This is a genomic window from Brockia lithotrophica, assembly GCF_003633725.1.
In the GTDB taxonomy this organism is placed as follows: domain Bacteria; phylum Bacillota; class Bacilli; order Thermicanales; family DSM-22653; genus Brockia; species Brockia lithotrophica.
Genome location: NZ_RBIJ01000001.1, coordinates 689302 through 709489 on the forward strand (window position 1 = coordinate 689302; position 20188 = coordinate 709489).

The window sequence follows — 20188 nt, forward strand, 5'->3', positions numbered from 1 at the left end:
GGATAAGCACGTCGACGACGCGGCGCGCCAAGAAGACCTCACGGCAAGCATCGCCGCTTCCGAAGAGGTACAGCCCGCGAAAAACCCTCTCCCCCCTGGCGTGGAGGAGCCGTACTGCGATTGCCTCGCGGATAAGCTCCGTCCGCCCGCAGATTGGCTTCCGACGCGTTACTCTAAGTCGCTTTGGGCTTTGCGGGAGCTTCCGACTTCGGAAGAGATTAAGGAGTACCAGGAACGGGAGCGGAAGCAAAACCTCAAGCCGCAGAGCTCTAAGGAGTTCCTGATGTCTCATGCAATGATTCCTGCTATGGATGGTGCGGCGCATCCTGTTACGGAACCTAGGGCTGACTGGAATGCCTTGGTCGGTTTTACTGAAAAGCCATCCTTTGTCAAAGGCTACTACGATCCACAGACTTACATCGACCGCATTCGTTTTGAGTATCTTGGCCCTGATTATTACAAAGGTCCTATCCCTGGGAGCCGCGTAGAAGAGGCGTTTATGGAACGTTATGCTGTCTCTTCTGTGAGCCCTGATGAGAATCCCATAGCTTGGTCTCCAGAGTTCCTTCAGCGTACCGGTGGGAAGCCGCTAAAAGATGCACCTGATGCCTACGATCCAGAAGCGGGACTTCTTTGGGATCAGTTGAGCCCAGATGTTCAATGGATTTCCCCTCTTAGTTTTTCTACTGGTGAATTCTCTAGAGTAATTCTCCTCGATTACAAACTCGATGAAAAGGGCCACCTCAAGGAGTTCACGTTCCGTCCTGTGGGTCACCGTGAGTCTTTTCGAGTGCACATTGCGAATCCGATCGAGAGCTTCATTCTGAACCGCTTTTGGTCGGGATTTCCGTGGTACGATAAGAACACGGCGCCGATGCTTCCTGCGAATAAGGAAAACGAGCAGTACTTGCAGGATCTCATTCGCTACCGTCAGCCTGTGTTGATCCGTTTGGCGGATAGTTTTCCTCGTAGGACGCCAATGGAATGGATACGTTGGACTAAGAATGAGGAGTACATTCACGCTTATGATCCCATGGACAACAAGGTGGTGTTTGAGGCTACGATACCGAAGAAAGGAATTCCGAATACATTTGTGCGTTATTACTACGGTGGTGACTTTGTGTTTGAACTTTCTGAGCGCGCTTTTGATTCGATAAGAATGTTTATCACACAAGCAGAAATACAACCGGAACTCGCAGAAAAATTCTTAAAAGAAAAACCCGAAGAGACAAAAGAAAAGATAGAAAAGCAATGGAACGTAGCTTGGACAGGATTCAAAGATTTCAACAGGAAAAAAGAAGGATTATACACTTACAACTACAGCTTACGAGAACGTCTCGTACTTCTTGCGCCTCCGTTCACTGGAATTAAAGAGTACAACGGACCAATCAAGTTCCCGTACGAGAACAACCCGGAATGGAAGAAGGATCCAAAGGGATTTTCAAGAGAGTACGGTTTTTCTTACACAGGTTACCCTTTTAATTAAGTTTTTGACTACGCCGCCAGTTTATCGGCGGCGAATTTTCATTGGGAGGTGTATTTAATGTTAAGAAAGCGCATTGCTATTTTGTTTGTTATAGACGCGCTTTTATCTATGTTTGTATGGCCCGTTCCATCTAATGCTGAGCTAGTGGGGGTGCATCTTTCTACTGGAAATGCGAGTCCAGAACTGCTTTTTTAAACCGAATAAGCACTTAGCTACAACTGAGATGATTTTTTTAAATAAATAAATTGAAAGGATTTACGTATCTCGATGTACGTGGAAACCAAAGTTTTAACGTTTCTTTAATCAATAATAATATTCTTGTGTGTATTTCTCCTAAAAATTACCAAAACATTATACAAAGAATCCTATAGATCGCAACGGACCGGTTTTTTCGAACGATCGGAGATCGACGACTGTGCAAAAAGAAAGGGGGGTGTTCCGGCGGGAGAGTCCTAGCGATGTACAACTCTCAGGCCGGTAGAGTTTAGCTCTTGTATCCCTTTTCCTTGGCATAGCAAACAGGCGCGCCGATAGCATCTCTCTGCCAGATCGTAACCTCTAACCCACAACGGCGCGCGAAAACCGGATCCTGCGTCAGCTCGGCATGCGGAAAACCAAGCGAGGTAGTACAGTTGGCATTCCATTCCGATCAAACGCCGGGATCCTCCAAACCTGCGGCATCGAGGACATCGTCGCGTCGGAAGAGCTCGGCAGGCGAACCCCGGAAGAGAACGGTGCCCTCAGAAAGCACGACCACGTCCTCCGCCCAACGGGCGACGAAACGCATGTCGTGCGTGGCCACAACGAGATCTACGCCAGAGGCAAAGAGGTCCTCGAGAATGGCCAAGAGGAGACGACGACCCCGGGGATCGAGGAAGGCCATGGGTTCGTCGAGGAGGAGAACTTCAGGTTCGGCGGCGAGGAGGCCGGCAAGGGCGACGAGTTTCTTCTGTCCGAAGGAGAGCTCCCGCGGCGGGCGGTCGGCGAGGGATTCGATGCCCAGCCGCGCCAGGGCAGCGCGAGCCCGGCGTTCCGCTTCTTCCCAGGGCAGGCCTCGGTGCAAAGGCGTAAAGGCCACGTCTTCGAGCACCGTGAGAGAGATGAGCATGTCGTCAGGGTCTTGAAAGAGGATCCCGACGCTCTGCAGGAGCTTCTCCCGTTCCCGTGCCGGAAGGGTGGGTGCGGGATAGACCTCCGTGCCCCGAAACGCGACGCGTCCCTTCTCGGGCGTAAAGAGACCGCGGAGGACGAAGAATGTCGTCGTCTTGCCCGAACCGTTGGCTCCGACGAAGGCGACGCGCCTTCGTCGCCGCAAGACGAAGTCCACGCCGCGAAGGGCCCACGGTGACCCCTCTCGGTAGCGGAAGTGCACGCCTTCTACGCGAAAGAGCTCTTCGGACAGCGCAACCGAATACTCCGCAACGGACACCACACCGCTCGACTTCCTTTCTCGGCGGGCGACCGCCCGCCCTCTGGGTCGGGCAACCGCCCGAACCGCCTCAAACTCCGATTTCCGAACTCAACGCCGCCAAAGCGTAAGGGCTATGACCCCCGCGTAATCCCACACCACCACCGCGAGCACCACGGCAACGAGGAGGACGAAGCGCAACGCCTCCCCGGGAAGCGCGGGAGGAAAGGGGCGCCCGAGGAAACGCCCGGAAAACCCGCGGGCCCGAAGGGCCAACGCCGTCCGCCGACTGCGTGCCTCCGTGCGCCAGTAAAGAGCGCCGAGGAGACGGGCGAGGGTACGGGTGGCGCTCACGGTAAAGAACCGCCCTTCGCGGAACCCCCGAGCCCGAAGGGCGAGACGCATGCGCGCCGCTTCCTCCGCCAGATGTTCCCCGTAGCGCACGGTATAGGCGAGGAGGAGGACGAAGACGTCGGGCACGCGCCACGAGGACAGCACGCGAAAGACGTCGTCGAGGGACGTCCGGGCGAAAAGCCACGCGAGTAGGAGAGCGACAAAGGCGAGGCGTGTCCCGTACAGCGCCGCCTGGGCCAGCCCGGCCGCGGGCGTAGCCGCGAGGAGCGGAAAAAAGATAAAGAAAAAGACGATCCAGGGCAAAACCACCGCGAGGCGGCGGGAGCTTTGCAGGATCCCCTGCCGCCCTACCTCCGCAAAGAAAAGGAGGGCCGCACCGAGATCCAACGCGGCCCCCGCGACGGGGGTGCGGACGCTCACCCCGAGAAAGGCGGCGAGGAGGACCAAAGCGACGCGGTACGGGGGGTGTCGGAGGACGCTCCGGTTTTCCTGGATCACGGTTTTTCGGAACTCCTCCCGTTCGAAGCGGGGCGTCCGTCCGAATCCGCCCCCGGGCGCGGGGCGAGAAGCCGACCTACGCCGACGAAGACGCCAAACGCGAGAAGGACGCCCAACACTCCCGCCGCGGCCGTGGATGCCCCTTCGGGGAGCCCGGGAATCTGGTACTCCGCAAAGGGGGCGTGAAACACCTCGCGCGCCCGCTCCATGTACCCGAGCTGTTCTCCGGCGGTCTCAAATCCGTCCGGATAGTTGGAAGAAACGAGGGACAACAGGCCGCCGACGACGAGGGCGATGACGAGCCACCACACCCATCGCTTCACGGGCGCATCCCCCCCGCGTACCCCGAGGCGCCGAAGTGTGTGCGAAAGGCGAAGGGTAGGAGGACCGCCGTGATCAACCCTTCTCCGATCCCGATGAGGGCGTGCCAGTAGAGGAGCGCCTGAAAGGCAAGGGCGTAGGAGACGACCCCGGAAAGCCCAAGACCCAAGGCAGCGGTTGCCGCCGCCGCCACAGCGCTCGTCCACCCGGCCACAAACCCCTTGACCGGGACGGAAATGCGCCCTAGGGCGTCGTACACGAGCCGGCCGACGAGTGGGCCTACGATCGCCATGTCTAGGATGTTCATCCCGAGGGCGGTGATCCCCCCGTCTTGAAAGAGGAGCGCCTGCAGGACGAGCACCGTGGACATGATGAGCGTCGCGGGCCAAAAGCCGAAGATGATCGCCGCAAAGGCGCCGCCCAAAAGGTGGCCGGAAGTTGCCGCACCGAGAAGCGGGAAGTTCACCATCTGTGCGGCGAAGATGAAGGCCGCCGTCGCTCCCATCGCCGGAAGGCGTTCGGCATCGAGCTCCCGCCCCACCTTGCGCGCCGCAACGGCGAGTACGCCCAGAGAAAGCGCTCCCGCGCCGAGGAGCACCGGAGGCGAAAGGATCCCGTCGGGGATGTGCACGACACATCCCTCCTGTCACAAAAAGTTCACAAACCTTCCACCTCCAACTTTACACCCGCCGTGGCACGAATGCAATGCGCGAGGTGCGGGTCGTGTACAAAAGGTCCGTTCAACGTACTCATTCCCTAGCCTAAAAAAAGACACTCCCGCCCCCATACTCGCCCGGAAAACAAAAAAGCCCGGGCTCTGAGGCCCGAGCTCAAGTGTCTTCCCGGCTTTCGTTTTCGAGGAAACTCGACGAGAAGGTACGGAATCACGTGGAAAGCTCAGACGGAGGAACTTCCGGGCGTGCGCGGCGCGGAAGGAGGAATGTGAGGAAGAGCGGTACGAAGAGGATCCAAAAGGAGACGCGGAAGGCGTCGTTGATCCCGGCGACAAAGGCCGCCTTTTGTACCGTACCGAAGAGCTGAAGGCTCAAGGCGTTTTGCGCAAGGGGAATGGGCACACCTAGGCTCGCCATCCCGTGGACGACCTGGGCGAAGATTTCCGAACGCACGGGCCCAGAAAGGGCGTCCGCCGAAGAGCCAAGGTGGGCTTTGGTGGCCTGAGACATCACCGTGACGAGAAAGGACGTCCCTACGGAACCTGCCACCATGCGGATCGTATTTTGCATCGCTGTGCCGTGGCTCTGGAGGGACTGCGGGAGGTAGTTCATCCCCACGGCCATGAGCGGCATCATGTAGAACCCGAGACCGATTCCGCGAAGGGTGTACAGCCAGATGAGGTGTTCGTACGTGGTCTCCAAGGTGAGGTGGGAGAAGGCATAGGTCGTGATGAGGGTGATGAGAAACCCGAAAAAGGCGAGGGGGCGCGGACCGAAGCGGTCGAAGAGCGCTCCGGCGACGGGAGAAAAGAGCCCCATGACGAGCGATCCCGGAAGGAGGAGGAGTCCCGCCTCGAGGGGCGTAAAGCCCCGGATCGTCTGGAGGTAGAGGGGCAAGAGTACCATCGCCGAGTACATGGCAAAGGTGGCCAAAGAGCCAATGAGGAGACCGAGGGTAAACACGGGAGAGCGGAAGACGCGGAACTCGAGGAGCGGGGTGTCCTGGGTGAGGGAACGGAGGACGAAAAACCCCACGAAGAGCACTCCGAGGACGATGGTGGTGAGAACCTCCGCATCGCCCCATCCCTTGGTACCCGCCTCGCTCGTCCCGTAGAGAAGGGAGCCAAACCCTACGACGGCAAAAAACGCGCCGAGCGGATCCCACTTGGGTCGCGTGATCGGGATGATGGGACCGAGCCAGAGCACCGCGAGGAAGATGTCCACGAGGATAAAGGGCAAAAAGAGAAAGAAGAGCATCCGCCAATGGGCGTACTCGACGATCCAGCCGGAAAGCGTGGGCCCCAGGGCGGGGGCGAGGATGAGGGCGAGGCCCATGACGCCCATCGCCTTCCCGCGTTGCTCAGGCGGAAAGATCGTGAGGAAGACGGCCATCATGAGGGGCATCATGAGGCCGGCGCCCACCGCCTGAAGGACGCGCCCCGCAAGGAGGACGTGAAAGGTCGGAGAAAATCCGGCGACGAGGGAGCCCACGAAGTAGGCCCCCATCGCCGTAAGGAAGAGCGAGCGCGTCGAGTACGTGTGCATGAGAAAGGCGCTGATCGGCACGAGCACGCCGTTTACGAGGAGGTACGCGGTCACGAGCCACTGGGCGGTCGAAGCGGTGATGTCAAAGTCCTGCATGATGTGGGGAAGCGCGATGTTCATGAGCGTCTGGTTGAGGAACTCGAAAAACGCCCCAAGGATGAACACGAACATGATCTTCATCGGTGAGGCCGGAAGGTCCTGCGGGCGCTCGAACGCCCCCTGCACCACGGTCACGCGAACCCCTCCCTTCCCGTTCCCATTCCCGATGCGCCTCTGAGACAAAGGGCGCTTACCTCAGCCTCGCGCGCCTGCGCCAGGGCTGCGCGACCGCCCTTCAGCGGCTGCGCGCGATCTTTACCGTCGCCGAGAGCCCGGGGACGAGCTGGACGTCTTGCGGCACCGAGCTGAGTTCGATCCGAACGGGAAGTTTCTCCGAAGTCTCGCCCGTCCCGGGAAGCGTGGGTAGAAGGGAAAACATGCCTTCCGTGTACAGCCCCTTCTCCACAACCTTCCCTTGGAGCTTCGTCCCGGGATAGGCCGTAAGCCAGACCTCGACGTCGTTCCCCACGGCCACGTCGGGGTAATCCGCTTCGGATACGAGGGCACGGACGTACAGCTTCGAAAAGTCGAAGGCGTAGGCAAGGGGCGTCCCCGCCCCGACGAGCGAGCCCTCCTCTTGAGAACGAAGGACGATCGTCCCGTCTTGAGGCATCGTGATGGGCACGCGCACGCGCGCAACCTCGCCTGCGGCCTGCCCCGAAGCCCCGGAAGTGCTGGATTGCGCGGCACCGGGCTGACCGGAAGCCCGGGGAGCTCCGGGTTGCGCACCGCCGGAAGGCGCTCCGGAAGGGGACTGCGTCCCGCCGGACGTCGGCGCGCCGGACTGAACCGTGCCTGGGGCTCCCGCCGCCCCCGCGCCGGGGGTCTGTTGCGGGAAGCACACGTACCCGAGGACGTCGCCGGCCTTGTAGGTCTTCCCCACCTCCGCCGTGAACTCGACGAGCTTGCCGTTTTGCGGTGCGACGATCGTGATCTTCGTCCCGTCTACCTTGGCATCCTTCACCAGTACGTAGGTGCTTCGTTCCTTGTAGAGGTGGATTCCGTAGTACGCACCGACTACCGCCACCGCAAGCGTGAGAAGGATGGCCACCGTCCACGCCACTTTGGCCCACGACTTCGACATCGCGCACCCTCCCTTGCAGATTCAACCCGTTATACTCCGCGTTCCGCGTCCGAAGTTCCTGGACCCAACGCTTCGTCGAGAATTCTAAGGCTGCGAACGCAACTCTCGAGGAGGTCCTCCCCCAGCTTCTCCAAAATCTCCGCAAAGCGTGCGGCGATCCGCCTCTCGATCTCTCGGTAGAACCTCTCCCCGTCCGGCGTCACCCGAAGGCGGACGATGCGGCGGTCGCCCGGATCGACCTCCTTTTCTACGTATCCCCTGCGCACGAGCCCTTCTGCCGTAGCCGTGACGAAGCTCTTGCTCACGGAAAACCCTTGGGCCAAACTCCCTACAGACACCGGCCCGTGCTCCAGCACGTACCGAAGGATGGCCAGCTCGGCAAACGAAATCTCCTGAACTTCGCGGGCTATTTCCTGCTTGATCCGATGACCGACCTTGCGGAGCAGGTGGTAGAACTCTGCCAGGTATTCTTGCCGCCCCCGATCCACCACCTCCCCCTCCCTTCGCGTCCATACTGTTCGTTAACTAAACGAACGAACCGAACGCCAACCATTATGCCCCGCCCCACGGCGGTTGTCAAGGGAAGCGGGCGAAGCGACCGCTCAGAAAAAAGCCCGGCGGAGGCGCACGCCTCCGCCGGGAGGCTTTTCGTATACGCCTTCCCCGGGAATGTCCTTCTCCGGATACGGATGCCGGGCGGTCGGGGCGCCGGGAAAGGCGGGCGTGCACCTCCCCGAACGTTTCCTCTCCCCGACCTTTCGTTTCCGGAGGGGGCAGGACCGCTTCGGAGGCAAGGCCCTCGACGGGTTCACCCTCCGACGACGAGACGCTCGGGATCGGCGAAGCGGCGTATGAGGTCGGCCACGCCGGCCACGAGGGCGAGGCGGTTACGACGGACGTCCGGATCGGGATCCATGACGAGGACGTCCGTAAAGAACCGGTCGATGGCTTCGGCGAGGCCGCGGAGGCGCGCAAGTCGGCCCTCCCAGGTCAAGGTCCCCCAGTCCTCCCGAAGTTCCCGCCACAGAGCATGCAGGTCCGCCTCCGCACCCTGGCGGAAGAGGGACGGATCGGGTTGGGGCGATCCCGCGAGGTACCCTTCCTCGCGGCCTTTGCGCGCCATGCGCGTCGTCCGCACCCACTGTTCGATCGTCCACTTCGCGTCTTCCTCGCCCTTGAAGCGCGCGAGGAGTCGTGCGCGCTCTTCGGCTTCGTGGACGACGAGCCCGTCCTCGCCGGCGTCCGCCTCGAGGGACGCCTGGACCACGTCGTAGGGAAGGCCCTCTTCTTCCAAGGCGGCGCGCAGGCGTTGCGCGAGAAAGCCGTGGACTTCGTCGAGCACCGCCTCGGTCACGACGTGCCCGAAGGCGGCGTACGCCGACGCGACAGACTTGAGAAGGGCGGAAAGTCCCACAACGCGGCTCCCTTCGCGTCCGATCTGCCGGAGGATCTGGACGACGCCGTTGGCCGCCCTTCGAAGGGCAAAGGGGTCTTCGGATCCGCGGGGGACGATTCCCACGGAAAAGAAGCCCACGAGCGTGTCCAAGCGGTCGAATACGGCGAGCCAACGACCCGCGGGGGTTGCGGGGAGTTCGTCGTCCGCCCCTCGGGGGAGGCGGTGCTCGAAGATGGCCCTCGCGACTTCTTCCGGTTCGCCGTGGTGGCGGGCGTAGATCTCCCCCATCCGGCCTTCGAGTTCCGGATACTCGTTTACGAGTTGGGTGGCGAGGTCGAACTTCGCCAGCGATGCCGCCCGGCGCAGGACGGCTGCCCCTTCGGGAGAAAACCCGAGGGCTTCGGCGAGGTCGTCCGCAAGGCGGACGAGGCGGCGAACCTTGTCCCCCACGCTTCCGAGTCGCTCGTGAAAGACGATGCCTTCGAGGCGCGGGAGGTACGCCTCCGGCGGGTACCTCAAGTCGCTTTCGTAGAAAAAGCGCGCGTCCGAAAGGCGGGCGCGGATCACGCGCTCGAACCCGCGGCGCACGACGTCTTCTCCCCGGCCGGCACCGTTGCGCACGGCGACGAAATACGGGGCGAGGCGACCGCCCGCGGTGCGCACGGCGAAGACGCGCACGTGCTCGCGCATCGTCGTCTCGAGGACGACGTCGGGAACGGCGAGAAAAGAGGGATCGAAGTGCCCGACGAGGGCCGAGGGCCATTCCACGAGGTTCGTCACTTCCGCGAGGAGGTCGGGGTCGCGGGCGACTTCCGCCGCCTGTTCCGCCCCCACGGCTTCCGCGAGCGTGCGGAGGGCGCGGGCGATCTCTCCCTCCACCGCCTCCCGCCGCTCGCGGGGATCGGCGAGGACGAAGAGTTCCCGGAGGACGTCCGCGTAGGCGTCCGCCGCGGGAATCTCTCCCTCCCCGCCGAGGACGCGGTGCCCCCGTGTCTTTCGGTCTGCACAGACGGGGCCGAGGCACAGGGGAAGCACCTCTGTGCCGAAGAGGGCGACGACCCAGCGAATCGGACGGAGGAACCGGATGGGCGCCTCCGTCCAGCGCATCGCCTTGGGAAAGGGTAGGCCGAGCACGACCTCGCCCGTGGCGGCGAGGAGCTCTTGTGCCGGACGGCCAGGCTCGCGGCGAACGCCAAAGACGTAAGCCGCGCCCCCCTGTTCGGCGACGTACAAATCCTCTAGGGCGATCCCACGCGACGCGGCAAACTTGCGCGCCGCTTCGTTCCAGGATCCGTCTGGGGCGAGCGCTGCCTCGCGCCGCGGCCCGCGGAGCACCTCTTCGCGCGGAAGGGAGTATTCGGACACGTCGATGATCTGCACGGCAAGGCGGCGAGGGGTCGAGTACGCCCGCGCTTCGCCGTGCGGCAGGTGCACGTCGTCCAAGTACGCGAGGATGCGCCTGAGGAGTTCTTCGCGCGTGGCGTCGATCAGGCGCGCGGGAAGTTCCTCTACGCCAATCTCCAAAAGAAAGGTCCTGCCCACCGGTTGCCAGCTCCTTCTTCGGTTGCCTTACGGGAAACCGCTCGATGCGGGGGACTTTCAGGTGCTCGCCCGCCCGGATTCGGGTACTGGAAGTCCACACGGGGTACGCCGTGCACCGTTCCGGATCGCATTTTCCGGAACATCACGCGCCCTTCGCTTCTGCCCGAAGAAGTGGGTACCCGAGGGATTCCCGTTGGGCCACGTACGCGCGGGCCACCTCGTTGGCGAGGCGGCGTACGCGCGCGATGAGCCCCGCCCGTTCGCTCACGGAAACCGCCCCTCGCGCGTCGAGCACGTTGAAGGTGTGGGACATGCGGAGGACGTAGTCGTACGCCGGTAGGACGAGTCCTTCCTCCAAGGTGCGCCGCGCCTCCCGTTCGTACGCCGCAAAGAGTTCGCCCAAAAGTCCGACGTCCGCCACCTCAAAGGAGTACTTCGAGTGTTCGTACTCCGCCGTGCGGAAGATCTCGCCGTACGTCACGCCGGCGCCGTACTCTACGGAAAACACGTCGTCCTTGCCCTGGAGGTACGCGGCGATCCGTTCGAGTCCGTAGGTGATCTCCACGGCGATTGGATTGAGTTCGAGTCCCCCGACCTGCTGAAAGTACGTAAACTGGGTGATCTCCATCCCGTCGAGCCAGATCTCCCACCCGAGGCCCCACGCGCCCAGCGTCGGCGCCTCCCAGTTGTCCTCCACGAGGCGCACGTCGTGTTCCCCCAGGTCGAGCCCGAGGGCGCGGAGGCTCTCCAGGTATACGTCGACGACGTCTTCCGGAGCGGGTTTGAGAATCACCTGGTACTGGTGGTGCTGGTACAGGCGGTTGGGGTTTTCCCCGTAGCGGGCGTCTGCCGGGCGGCGCGACGGCTCCACGTACGCCACGCGCCACGGCTCCGGCCCGAGCACGCGAAGAAAGGTCATCGGGTTCATCGTCCCCGCTCCGACCTCTACGTCGTGGGGCTGGACGAGGAGGCACCCTTGTCCGGCCCAAAAGCGGTGCAGGGCGAGGACGATTTCCTGAAACGAAGGACCCATGGGAAAGCCTCCCCGTCTCTGTAACGTCTCGGCGCAACCTGCGCCTTCGTCTATGTCTCTTTCGCCGTCTCGCTCTCGGGTTCCTCTCCCGCGACGAGGAGCGGACGGGAAATTTCCCGCGCCACGCGCTTCGCGTGTAGGGGTGCCGGCCAGTGATGGGCCAAAAAGACGTCCATGTGGCGGGCAACTTCGTCGATCGTGTCCGGCTTCGCCGTGAGGCGGCCGATGCGCCCCGGAGGGAGTTGGGCGAAGGCGCGCAGAAAGTACAAGGCCGCCGAGGAAAGCGGGTAGGCGTCCGAGAGCAAGGGGGTGCAGTCGGCACACACCGCCCCGCCGGCTTCGGAAGAAAAGGCGACGAGGGGGACGTCTTCTCGGCCGCAGCGGGCGCAGCGGTGGAGTTCCGGGGCGAGCCCTTGGGCGCGAAGCGTCGCGAGCTCCAAGTAGGCCGCGACGAGTTCGGGCGGGTCGTTCCCCGCCAGCCGGCGCAGGTACCACAGGTAGACGTCGTACAAAGGACGCGCGTCCCGGTCCTCGCCCACGTGCTCGAGGAGTTCCGCGCCGTACGCCGCCCAGGCGAAACGCACCGGGTCTTCCTCTAAGGGAGGGAAACGTTCGAGGAGTTCCGCCTGTGTGACCGTGCCCACTTCCCTCGTCTTCCGGTACCGGACTTCGACGACGCGAAACGGTTGTAGGACCGCATGCACCCGCGACCCGAGCTTGCGTCCGCCGCGGGCGATGAGCGGGAGACGTCCTTGGGTCTTGCCGAAGAGCACGACGAGGAGATCCCGCTCCCCGTACGGGCGAACGCGGAGGACGACGCCCTGCTCCCCCTCCTTCATCTCCCTCGCTCCCTTCCCCGGCGCGCGCCGCTTTCGCCGCACGGGGCGATCTCCCCGTCAGGCGTCCGCATCCGGCGGCAAAAGCTCCGCCCGCCCTTCTGGCCGATCTGTCCGCCCTACCTTCCGTCTCGGTCGGGGGTACTCCTCGGCAAATTCCACGAGTTCCCCCCGGGAATCTTCGCCCGCCTTCGAGGCAAGCCTTGCTGAACGGCCGGCGTATTTGTACAGGAGGTACGACTCTACGAGACCCGTCCGCTCGAAGAGACGCCAATACGGATTGGACACGGTCGTTCACCCCTCCTCGTCCGGAGGAACCTTTCTGTACGTGCCCTTCCTCCCCATCTAGGTTTCCCACGGCGGTCCGCCGGCGCCATGCCAACTCGTACCGCCCCGGGTACGCCGTGTCCCTCCGCTTCCCTCTCCCCATTTCGGCGGTTCGGCGTCGGCGGGCCCGTTCCCCCGACGCGCCGCGTCGGTGTCTCTCGAAATAGCACCCCATGTTTTCCTGAACAAACAGGTCGGCACCCTTACGTGTCGCGGTAGCCGAACTCGCGGAGGAACGTCGGTCGGTCGCGCCAGCGTTCGCGCACGCGCACCCAGAGCTTGAGGAAGACCTTTTTGCCGAAGCGTTCCTCGAGCTCGCGCCGCGCCGCCGTCCCGATTTCCTTGAGCTTCGACCCGCCCCGGCCGATGAGGATCGCCTTTTGCCCCTCCCGCTCCACGGTGATGACCGCCGAAAGGGAGAGAAGCCGATCCGTCTCCTCCCAGCTCTCGATCTGCACGTCCACGGCGTGCGGCACCTCCTCTTCTGTCAAGAGGAGGATCTTTTCGCGGATGATCTCTGCCGCGTGAAAGGCCTCGGGACGGTCGGAAAGGACGTCGGGGGGGTAAAAGTACGGCCCCTCTGGTAAGTAAGCGAAAACCAAGTCCACGAGTCGGTCGAGCCCCTCCCCGCGCAGGGCGGATACGGGCACGATCTCGCGAAACTCTCCGGCGTCCTGTACGCGCTCGATGAGCGGGAGGACGAGGGCGCGGTTCGGCAGGGCGTCGATCTTGTTGAGGACGGCAAAAACGGGAACCGCCGAGGGGAAGAGCTCGCCGGCGATGCGCGCGTCGCCTTCCGTCCAACCACGGGAGGCGTCGATCACGAAGAGGACGAGGTCGACGTCGCGCAGGACGCGCCGGGCGCTTTCGTTCATCCACTCGCCGAGTTTGCTCTTGGGGCGGTGGATCCCCGGCGTATCCACAAAGACGATCTGGCCGCGTTCTTCCGTGTACACGCCGCGGATGTTGTGGCGCGTCGTCTGAGGTTTAGGCGTGACGATCGCGACCTTCGAACCCACCACGGCGTTGACGAGGGTGGACTTGCCCACGTTGGGCCGGCCGACGACGGCCACGAATCCGGAACGCCGCTTCGCCTCCGGAGCGTTCACGCCTCTCCCTCCCTTCCCCCGCCACGCGGCCCTGCCCCGGTTTCGGAGGATCGGACCTCCCCGCCCTCAAAAGATGGCCCGTGTCCATTCCCCTCCCCGGTCCCGAGAAGCGCGCCCCCCTTCTCTTGCCGCAGGAGGTCATCCGGAGCAAAGAAAAAGGGAAGGAGTTCTTCGACCGTGGTGAGGAGCACTTCCCCGCGGAGGTTGGCGAGGATCACGGGCATCGTTGGGGGACAGAGCTCTGCCATCACTTGGCGACAGGCACCGCACGGCGGGACGGGACGGGGGGCGTCGGCCACGACGTAGAGCGCGCGAAATTCGCGTTCGCCCTCTGCGTACGCCCGATACAGGGCAACCCGTTCCGCGCACATGGAGAGGGGGTAAGCCGCGTTTTCGATGTTGAACCCTTGGACGTACGCGCCGGAACCCGTACGCACCGCCGCACCCACGGCAAAGTGTGAGTACGGCACGTAGGCGCCTTCGCGCGCCTCTACGGCCCGACGAAGCCCCTCGCGATGTTCCGGCGGAAGCGCTTCCCACGTCGTCTGTTCCACGATTCGACCTCCTGAACCGGCTTCCCGACTTCGGGAGGGCTACATCCGCTCGAGAACGCCGAGGCCCAGCCACACGGCAAACCAAAGAAAGACGTGAAGCGGGCGCCGAGGGCCGGAAAAGGCGAATACGTAGGCAAGCGGAGGCAGAACACATGCTACCACAGGAAGGGGGAAAAAGGAAGCGCGCCAATAGAGGAGGGCGAAAAGGACGTCCGCACCCAAGGCCAAGAAGTCCCTGGGAAGGAAAGGGAAGGACGTCGCGGCAAACGTCCGCACCCCGCCCGAGACCTGGGGGTCCGAGGCAGAGGGCCTTCCTCCGTCCGAGGTACGGCCCTCTTTCGGTCTTCCGCCCAAGGCGATTCCCAGGGCGAGCCCGGAGGCGACGAGCGCACCCCATACGAGGAATTCGGTCGGTACGCGGCCGCGGAGTTCAAAGGCGCGTGTGGCAAACGGCGGGAGGAGGACGATGATGCCCACCGCGAGGGCAAAGGCGGCGGAGAGGAGCACGGCCGCCGCGGACAAATCCTTGGCCGCCTTGGCGAGGGGGTGGACGTCGGGCGTCACGAGATCCACGACGCGCTCGACGGCGGAATTCCCCAGCTCCGCCCCCAACACGATCCCTATGGCCAGAAGAACCCAGAGCCACTCCTCCCGCGAGATCCCGCCGACCCACCCCGCAAGAACGGCATAGCCAGCAAGCCAAAGGTGCACGCGGAAGTTCGCCTCTCGGCGGTACGCTTCGCCCAGCCCTTCCCCCGCAAAGCGGATCGTCCGGAAAATCCGCCGCCACTCGGCCACCGCCGTCACCTCGTAATGCCGAAGGCCGCAAGGAGTTCCTCCTGCCGCCGAAACATCTCCGCTTCGGCTTCCTCCGTGTCGTGGTCGTACCCGAGGAGGTGGTAAAAGCCGTGGACGATCAGGAAAAAGATCTCCCGGCGGAGGGAGTGTCCGTACGCCTCCGCCTGCCGGCGGGCCGTCGGCACGGACACGACGATGTCGCCGAGGACGGGATCGTCGTCAAGGGGAAAGGTGAGGACGTCCGTCGGAGCGTCCACGCCCCGGTAGCGGGCGTTGAGCTCGCGGATTTCTTCGTCGTCTACGAACGAGAGGGAGATCTCCGCCGCCGGGACCCATTCGCGCCGAAGCCCTTCTTCGAGCATGCGGACGAGGAGGTCTTCTTCTTCCGCGCTCAGGCGAAAGTCGTCGACGGCGTAGCGGATGTCGAGTTCGAGGGCCACAGGAATTCCTCCTTCGTCGAACGTCGGGAAACCGCGAAGCCAGGACGGGGGGCGGTTCTCTCCGGGAAAGGCGCAGACCAAGGACGACGCTCACGGCGCGGGCGACGGGTCGCCTTCGGACGCGGGCAGACTCCCCCCATCCGAGAGTTCCCGCGAAACTTCCGAGCCGCCCCTTTCGACCTCCCGAGAAGGGCCGGCGGTGGGGAGCTTGGGGTACTCGATGCGCCGGTGAAAGATCCCTGCGAGCGTCTCCAAAAACGCGCGGCGGATGAGCTCGATCTCGCGCATCGTGAGGTCGCACTCCCCGAGCTGCCCGTCTTCGATCTTTTCGCGGATCACCTCGTTCACCGCCGCCTCGACTTCCTCGGGCGTCGGGTGCTTCAACGAGCGCACTGTCGCCTCCACGCTGTCCGCGAGCATCACGATCGCCGCCTCTTTGAACTGCGGCTTGGGGCCTGGATAGCGGAACGCCTCGACGCGCACGTCGGGATCGTGCTCGCGCGCGCGCACGTAGAAGTAGCGAAGGACGCTCGTCCCGTGGTGCTGTGCGGCGATGTCCACGATGGCCTTGGGAAAGCGATGCTCCTCGAGGATGCGCACCCCGTCCGTCACGTGCGCGAAGATGATGTCCCGGCTCACGAAGGGTGAAAGGTGCTCGTGGGGGCTGGGTCCGCCCATTTCGTTTTCCACGAAGTATGCGGGGCGCACCGTCTTCCCTACGTCGTGGTAGTACGCCCCGACGCGGCAGAGAAGCCCGTCCGCGTCGATCGCCTCGGCGGCCGCCTCCGCGAGGTTAGCCACCATGAGGCTGTGGTGGTACGTGCCCGGAGCTTCGAGGAGGATCTTGCGGAGGAGAGGATGGTTGGGGTTTGCGAGTTCGAGAAGCGTCATGGGCGAGAGAATCCCAAACGAGGCCTCGAAGGCGGGGAGCACGCCGGCCGCAAGCACCATGGCGAGCGGGGCGGAAAGAAACGCCGGGACGAAGCGCTGAAGCCCGTCGGGAAAGGCGAGGGGTTCGTTCGCGAGGAGCGCGTAGAGAAAAAGGGCAAACGCTCCGGCGATCCCGGCCCAAAGCGAGGCACCCACGAGGTCGCGCCGCGTCTCCGCGCGCCCCAAGCGGTACAACCCTACGCCCACCGTAAGGAGGGCCACGAGAAACACCGGGGCGTCGAAGATCTGCCCAAGGCGCTCCTTGAAAAAGAAGGCCGCCACGAGCGCGTGGTGCGCTCCGAGGACGAGCCCCGCCGAAGCTCCGAGGATGAGCGTGGCAAGAAAAGAAGACATGGCAAAGGGGGCGAGGTAGATGAAGTTCCGCCCCGTAGCCTCGGAGAGCCAGAAAAAGGCGGCCATCGCCAAAAGTCCAAGGAGGGCGGAGAACCCGGCCACGGCGTGTGCCGTCTCCTGGGGAATCCCCGAACGAAAGGGAATCCGGCGAAAGGACACGTGCAGGGCCCCGAGGTTGAGCAAGCCGAAGAGGGCCATCCCAGCAAGGGGCTTGACGGGAAACGGATCCACGAGCCCGAGGAGCTTGAGCTTCCTCAGAACCTCGCTGTTAATCACCTGACCTACGTCGACAATCGTATCTCCCTCGTAGATGTACACGGGAGAAACGGAGTCTGCCGCCTTTTTCCGGGCGGCTTCCGTAGCTTCTTTGTCCAACGTGACGTTGGGCACGATGGCCCTCCGCGCGATCTCCTGGACGGCGCTGCGCGCCGCGGGGCTCAGGTTCGACACGATCATCCGTTCGTCCACGAGGGCCCGAGCGCGCTCGAGTTCCTCCTCCCGAACGCCGGCGTGGAGGATCTGCTCGACGAGGTAGAGGGTCACGTTTTCCATCGCCCTGAGCGTCTCCACGGGAACGCTGGCCAACGTGCGGTAGGCGTCGTCCGGAAGGGAGAAGGGGCTGAGTTCGTCCTTGATCTTTTTGACGCGTTCCGCGTACGGCGGTTCCGGTTCTTGGCTGCGGTAGGCGATGACGTCGTCGTAGAAGCGGCGCACGAGGTTGAGCTGCACCTGCGTGATCGCGTCGTTCACCGTGTAGACGGGCTCAACCTTGTTGGCCGCCTCTTCGCGCAGGCGCTGCGTTGCCTCGGCGTCGTACACCGTCCGGGGGGCGACGATGCGCTCCTTCGCCCGCGAACCGAGTTCGATCGTCGCCTGGTTTGCGCGCACGGCCTGCGCCAAAAGGACGAAGAGAACGACGCCGTAAAGGACCCAAACGAACGGCCGAAAAAGGCGCGGCACGAGGCGACGAAACGAAGCCAGCACATCCCCCCCCTCCTTTCCAAAGAGGACGAAACACGACGTCTCCGACAAACCGCTCCGCGCTTCCCGACCTCGAGTTACGTCCCGCGATCTCCCTCGTACGCCCGCACGATCTTTTCGACCAAGGGGTGGCGTACGACGTCCGCCTCGTGCAAAGTGACGATCCCGATCTCGGGGATGTCCTTGAGCCGGCCCAAAGCGTCCTCGAGGCCGGAAACCTCTCCGCGGGCGAGGTCGACCTGCGTGAGGTCCCCGGTGATCACCATGCGCGACCCCGCACCGAGGCGCGTGAGAAACATCTTCATCTGTGCGGGAGTCGTGTTCTGCGCCTCGTCGAGGATGACGAAGGCCTCGTCCAACGTGCGCCCGCGCATGTACGCGAGCGGGGCGATTTCGATCGTTCCGCGTTCGATCGCCTTGGCGACAACGTCGGCCCCCAGAAGGTCGTACAGGGCGTCGTAGAGCGGCCGGAGGTATGGGTCGACCTTTTCTTGCAGGTCCCCGGGGAGAAAGCCGAGGCGCTCGCCCGCCTCCACCGCGGGGCGCGTCAGGACGATCCGACGAACCTCGTGGCTTCGCAAGGCCTTCACGGCAAAGACGACAGCGAGGTACGTCTTCCCCGTACCGGCGGGACCGACGGCGAAGACGATTTCGCGCCGGCGGAGTTCCTGGACGTAGTACAGCTGCCCGAGGGTAAGGGCGCGCACGGGACGGCCGCGCACCGTGCGCGTGAGCTCTTCTTCAAAAAGGACAAAAAGTCGCCGGGGATCCCCTTCTTCGGTGAGGCGAATGGCGTAAAGGACGTCGTGCTCCGTAAGCGTGTGTCCTCGGCGGACGAGCGCCACGAGCACTTCGAGAAGGGACCCGACGACCCGTACGGTTTCCTCGTCGCCCAAAAGCTGAACCTCGTCGCCCCGAAGAACCACCCTTACGGGAAACGCCTCTTCGATGCGCCGAAGGTAGCGGTCATGCGGCCCGAAAAGGGAAAGTCCTTCTCCCGGATGCAGGAGCCGGATGGGCTTCACCGCCGCACCCATGTACGCCGTCCATCGCTCCTTTTTGCCCCGCCGACCGCCGCAGGGCGGCCGGAAAGGCGTATTGTTCTCCCTTCGCCCCGCCAAACCTCCGCCCACGCGCCCGGGAAGGCGTCCAACGCCTACGCCCCGGGCTGCGCCTCCGAACGCCCTCCCCCTGCGGAAACGGGTTCGGGACGGGCGATGTTCTCGACGGCGGCGATGTGGAGCTTCAACGTAACTTTATCACGGCCGACCTCGCGGTGCAAAACGAGCACGCGCGCGACGCGTCCCTCGTGCGCCTGCGCGAGCACCTCGCGGCGGGCGAGGTCCTTTGCGACTTCCTCGGCTTCTTCGGCGCTCAGGCTCCTCACCACGGGGACGAGCTCCCTCCGCTCCCCCACCTCGATGCCGATCTGCCACGGGAGGAGGGGGAGGGCGTAGCGGCGGACGGCCTCCGTACTTTCGCCGGAAAGCGCGTCCCCGCGGCGGAAGATCTCCTTCCGGGCGTCCCCCGCGAAAAGGGAGACAAACCTCTGGCTCTTCGAACCCAAAACGAGCTCGCGCCGCTCGCGTGGCACGCTCACCTCGACTTCGTACCACACCTCGCCGAATACGCGCCCACGGGCGGGCACGAGTTTCGTCTCCCCTCCTTCTTGTCCCAAAACGCCGGAGATGAGGACCTCGCCCGGCTCGACGCTGTCGCCCGGCCGCACGCGCAGCTTTCCCGCGGCCAGTTCGTAGCCGACGACCACCGCGCGCTTGGCGGCGACGAGGTGCTGCGGAACCCCGGATGGGGGCGTGGGATCGCCAACCTTGGGAACGACCACGACGCGCGCCACGACGCCATCGACGGAAAAGCCCACCCACCCGAGCTCGGGATGGCGCTCACGGAGATGCGCGGAAATCGCCTCCGGCGAAGGGAGGTTGCCCTTCCAAGTCCCCGGGCGTACGCCCAGACGGGCGAGATCCTCGCGGACGGCGGCGGCGAGCCGAAGGTCGAACCCGCGGGCGGCGCTTTGGTTCCTTCCTGCTTCCGGCGCCGGGGACACGTAGGGGCCGTCGGTTTCCACACGTACGACCCAGATGAACCCGCTCCACACCCAAAGAAGGAGGAGAAACGCGGTAAAGCCGAGGATTCCTCCGGGGTGCGCGCGCAAGGCCTTGAGCCACGCGTAAGGGCCGCGTCGCTCTCCGAAGCGAATCCTACCCGCGCCGCGAAGGACGTTTCGCAACGTGCGGACGTCCTCGACGCGAACCGTGAACTCCACGCGGTCGGGAGCGGCGTACACCACGTCGCGCACGGCCACGCCGTGGGCGGCCAGCTGGCTCAGCCCCTCTGCAGGGGGGTGGCCCTCCCGAGGAAACCAGTGCACGCGCACGTACCCCCGTGCCAGCCTCGGCAC

Annotated in this window: 18 protein-coding genes and 1 pseudogene; 1 reads left to right on the plus strand and 18 read right to left on the minus strand. The window is 63.9% G+C overall.

The features are described from left to right. A partial coding sequence (locus C7438_RS03185) for a hypothetical protein (protein WP_211322036.1) occupies nt 1–1486 on the plus strand: 1486 nt, incomplete at its 5' end. Nucleotides 1487–2135: 649 nt separating this feature from the next. Here the strand turns inward: C7438_RS03185 and C7438_RS03190 are convergent. From C7438_RS03190 to C7438_RS03280, 18 genes and pseudogenes are all read right to left on the minus strand, one after another. Further along, nucleotides 2136–2918, minus strand: coding sequence for an energy-coupling factor ABC transporter ATP-binding protein (locus C7438_RS03190; protein WP_121443864.1), 783 nt, complete (start codon nt 2916–2918; stop codon nt 2136–2138). A gap of 87 nt (nt 2919–3005) precedes the next feature. Further along, the gene (locus tag C7438_RS03195) at nt 3006–3746 is read right to left on the minus strand and encodes an energy-coupling factor transporter transmembrane component T (RefSeq protein ID WP_170143532.1); all 741 of its coding nucleotides are present in this window, start codon (nt 3744–3746) and stop codon (nt 3006–3008) included. Then, nucleotides 3743–4069 carry a PDGLE domain-containing protein gene (locus C7438_RS09125; RefSeq protein ID WP_170143533.1) on the minus strand — a complete coding sequence of 109 codons (327 nt, stop codon included), beginning with the start codon at nt 4067–4069 and terminating at the stop codon, nt 3743–3745. The genes C7438_RS03195 and C7438_RS09125 overlap by 4 nt, the downstream gene beginning before the upstream one ends. After that, the gene (locus C7438_RS03205; RefSeq protein WP_121443867.1) at nt 4066–4698 is read right to left on the minus strand and encodes an energy-coupling factor ABC transporter permease; all 633 of its coding nucleotides are present in this window, start codon (nt 4696–4698) and stop codon (nt 4066–4068) included. Before C7438_RS03205 ends, C7438_RS09125 begins: the two co-directional genes overlap by 4 nt. A gap of 253 nt (nt 4699–4951) precedes the next feature. Continuing rightward, nucleotides 4952–6520 carry a DHA2 family efflux MFS transporter permease subunit gene (locus C7438_RS03210; protein ID WP_211322037.1) on the minus strand — a complete coding sequence of 523 codons (1569 nt, stop codon included), beginning with the start codon at nt 6518–6520 and terminating at the stop codon, nt 4952–4954. Between the two features lie 100 nt (nt 6521–6620). Beyond that, nucleotides 6621–7469, minus strand: a complete 849-nt coding sequence (locus C7438_RS03215; protein WP_121443868.1) for an HlyD family secretion protein — start codon at nt 7467–7469, stop codon at nt 6621–6623. 29 nt (nt 7470–7498) lie between these two features. After that, complete coding sequence (locus C7438_RS03220) at nt 7499–7957, minus strand: MarR family winged helix-turn-helix transcriptional regulator (RefSeq protein WP_170143534.1); 459 nt, start codon at nt 7955–7957, stop codon at nt 7499–7501. 320 nt (nt 7958–8277) lie between these two features. Beyond that, on the minus strand, nt 8278–10407 hold the full coding sequence (gene glyS, locus C7438_RS03230; RefSeq protein ID WP_121443871.1) for a glycine--tRNA ligase subunit beta: 2130 nt from the start codon (nt 10405–10407) through the stop codon (nt 8278–8280). Nucleotides 10408–10549: 142 nt separating this feature from the next. Next, entirely contained in the window at nt 10550–11440 is an 891-nt protein-coding gene (gene glyQ / locus C7438_RS03235) for a glycine--tRNA ligase subunit alpha (protein ID WP_121443872.1), read from the minus strand. A gap of 50 nt (nt 11441–11490) precedes the next feature. Next, entirely contained in the window at nt 11491–12321 is an 831-nt protein-coding gene (recO, locus tag C7438_RS03240; RefSeq protein ID WP_147401982.1) for a DNA repair protein RecO, read from the minus strand. 15 nt (nt 12322–12336) lie between these two features. After that, a complete protein-coding gene (locus C7438_RS03245) occupies nt 12337–12564 on the minus strand; it encodes a hypothetical protein (RefSeq protein ID WP_121443874.1) in 228 nt (75 codons plus the stop codon). Between the two features lie 242 nt (nt 12565–12806). Beyond that, nucleotides 12807–13712, minus strand: coding sequence for a GTPase Era (era, locus tag C7438_RS03250; protein ID WP_121443875.1), 906 nt, complete (start codon nt 13710–13712; stop codon nt 12807–12809). A 134-nt stretch (nt 13713–13846) separates the two neighbouring features. Further along, a pseudogene (gene cdd, locus C7438_RS03255) lies at nt 13847–14266 on the minus strand (cytidine deaminase); the annotation flags it as partial. A 39-nt stretch (nt 14267–14305) separates the two neighbouring features. Continuing rightward, nucleotides 14306–15064, minus strand: a complete 759-nt coding sequence (locus C7438_RS09615; RefSeq protein ID WP_121444072.1) for a diacylglycerol kinase family protein — start codon at nt 15062–15064, stop codon at nt 14306–14308. Nucleotides 15065–15069: 5 nt separating this feature from the next. Beyond that, on the minus strand, nt 15070–15504 hold the full coding sequence (gene ybeY, locus C7438_RS03265) for an rRNA maturation RNase YbeY (protein ID WP_245956449.1): 435 nt from the start codon (nt 15502–15504) through the stop codon (nt 15070–15072). A 90-nt stretch (nt 15505–15594) separates the two neighbouring features. Next, nucleotides 15595–17772 carry an HD family phosphohydrolase gene (locus C7438_RS03270; protein ID WP_170143535.1) on the minus strand — a complete coding sequence of 726 codons (2178 nt, stop codon included), beginning with the start codon at nt 17770–17772 and terminating at the stop codon, nt 15595–15597. Nucleotides 17773–17846: 74 nt separating this feature from the next. Next, nucleotides 17847–18806, minus strand: coding sequence for a PhoH family protein (locus tag C7438_RS03275; protein WP_121443878.1), 960 nt, complete (start codon nt 18804–18806; stop codon nt 17847–17849). A gap of 119 nt (nt 18807–18925) precedes the next feature. Further along, the gene (locus tag C7438_RS03280) at nt 18926–20188 is read right to left on the minus strand and encodes a sporulation protein YqfD (RefSeq protein ID WP_121443879.1); all 1263 of its coding nucleotides are present in this window, start codon (nt 20186–20188) and stop codon (nt 18926–18928) included.